Below are 2,251 nucleotides of genomic sequence, written 5' to 3'. Positions count from 1 at the left end.
TAGATTTAAAAAGCTTAAGATTTGTAGAAAATAATGAAAATATATTATTTGTAGGAACCCCAGGAGTTGGCAAGACACATATCCATAGGAATAGAATGTGCAAAATATAGATATTCAACATATTTTATACACATTCAAGATTTAATGTCACACTAAAAAAAACTCACAAAGAAAACAGATTAGAAACTAGACTAAAACACTTTGCAAAATACAAAGTATTAATAATCGATGAAATTGGATATTTACCAATTGATACAGATGCATCAAATATATTCTTTCAATTAATATCTAAAAGATATGAAAGACACAGTACAATAATAATAACAAATATGCCTTTTTCAGAGTGGAGTGAAATATTTGGAATTCCCATATTAGCTCAAGCAATATTAGATAGATTATTACATCATTCTCATATTATATCAATCAAAGGTGAATCATACAGGTTGAAAGAAAAATGGAGTTTTTTGCTAATTCTTCATCAAGTTTCGTTTCTAATTCTTAATTTCTTTTTTTGTACATTTTTATTTTCCCTTTTTTTAACATTTTTGTGTTGACTTTTACATTTTATCTATAAGGAATTGAAACTTGTGTCTTCATGATCACTGTGTGTATTCTTCCTTAGTTTTTATTTTACCTATAAGGAATTGAAACTATTCCGGGTTTTTCAGAAGGCGGATTCCTGGACATAGTTTTTATCTTCCTATAAGTAATTGAAATATTCGGTTAATCAATATTACCAAAGGTTTTTAATTGTCCATAATGGAATGTAAAACTATATTATATTTCAATCATCATGCATATACTACATTGAAATATATATGGATTTTTAGATTTATTTTATAAAAAATATTGAGTTATGAAATGATAAAATACTTCTCGATAAAAAAAGATCAACTTCCAATGCTTCTTTAGTAAATCTTTAATTCACTATAAAACATAACTCATTTTCCTTTCTAAATATAATATTTAATCCAATATAAAAATCTAAAATTAAGTACTATGAATATAAAAAAAAATATGATATAATATTAATAGAATGTTATAATTTGTAATAAGTATAATATTATATATATTCTACAAATAAAAATAAATTTAAAGGGAGGAATTATTATGAAAAGTTTGAAAAGTCAGATGATTTTGATTATTATTTTAATTTCTTTGTTGCCGATGCTTGTGTTTACTGTAATTAGTTCTTATCAAAATTACAATAAAACATATGATAATATTACAAATCATTTAGAATTTTCGACTAAAAATAGAGCAACAATATTAAATACATATTTTAAACCAATCTTTGATATGGTAAATATGTTATCAACAGATGCAAATGTAAAGGGTGCGTATGAAAATAAATATGATGAAAGGACATGGATGCTTAAAGGCTTCGAAAATATTATAGAAAATTATACTGACTACGAAGCGGTTTATTTGGGATTAAAAGATAAAACAATGTTAATGAAACCAGATGCTGAATTACCTGAAGGGTATGATCCTACATCTAGACCATGGTATAAAAACGCAATATCAAGTCCTGGAAAAGTTGTTGTATCAGAACCATATGCTGATGCATCAAGCGGAGAGATATTAATAACTGTTTCAAAAACAATAACAGATGAAAGTGGTAAAATAGTTGGAGTTTTAGGTATTGATTTGTCCATAAAAAATCTAGTTGAATCATTTTTTGGAGATCAAATTTTTGAAGAAGAAGTTCCATATATTATCAATGAGAAGGGAATAACTTTAGTTCATGAAGATTCCTCAAAATGGGGAATAGATGTAAGTTCTCAAGAATTTTTTGTTCGCGCAAATTCGGATTTTGGTGTTGTAGAATATACGTATGATAAAATAACAAAATTAGCTTTTTATTATAAATTACCAGATTTAGGATGGACAGTATATAGTTCTATTCCTAAAAAAGTTATACAAAACTCTGTTTGGAAAGAGACATATTTATATATTATAATTTTTGGAATTATAATTATTGCAGCTTTTGTGATAGGTATACTTTTTGTTAATAGAAGTATTGTTAATCCAATATCTACAATGACTTCTGAAATGGAAAAAGTAGGTAAAGGAGAATTAAATGTTAAAGTAGAAGTGCAATCGAAAAATGAATTAGGAGAATTAGCAAATATAATGAACAAAACAATAGAATCATTAGCAGGACTAGTAAATAAAGTAAAAGATTCATCAGAAACATTAATAAAAACATCATCAGTAGTAACAACAGCAATAGAAAAGAATGCAAGTG

The 2,251-nt window shown here is 25.7% G+C and carries 1 protein-coding gene and 1 pseudogene; both read left to right on the top strand.

Features of this window, described 5'->3' with window-relative positions; genetic code table 11:
- Positions 1-554: pseudogene (gene istB, locus AS160_RS11650) on the top strand (IS21-like element helper ATPase IstB); the annotation flags it as partial.
- A gap of 556 nt (positions 555-1,110) precedes the next feature.
- Positions 1,111-2,251, top strand: a 1,141-nt coding sequence (locus AS160_RS09900) for a methyl-accepting chemotaxis protein (protein ID WP_165148425.1), incomplete at its 3' end; no start/stop codon positions are given.

The sequence above is a fragment of the Marinitoga sp. 38H-ov genome (assembly GCF_011057715.1).
Taxonomy (GTDB): domain Bacteria; phylum Thermotogota; class Thermotogae; order Petrotogales; family Petrotogaceae; genus Marinitoga.
This window is presented reverse-complemented; position numbering and strand designations above follow the sequence as displayed.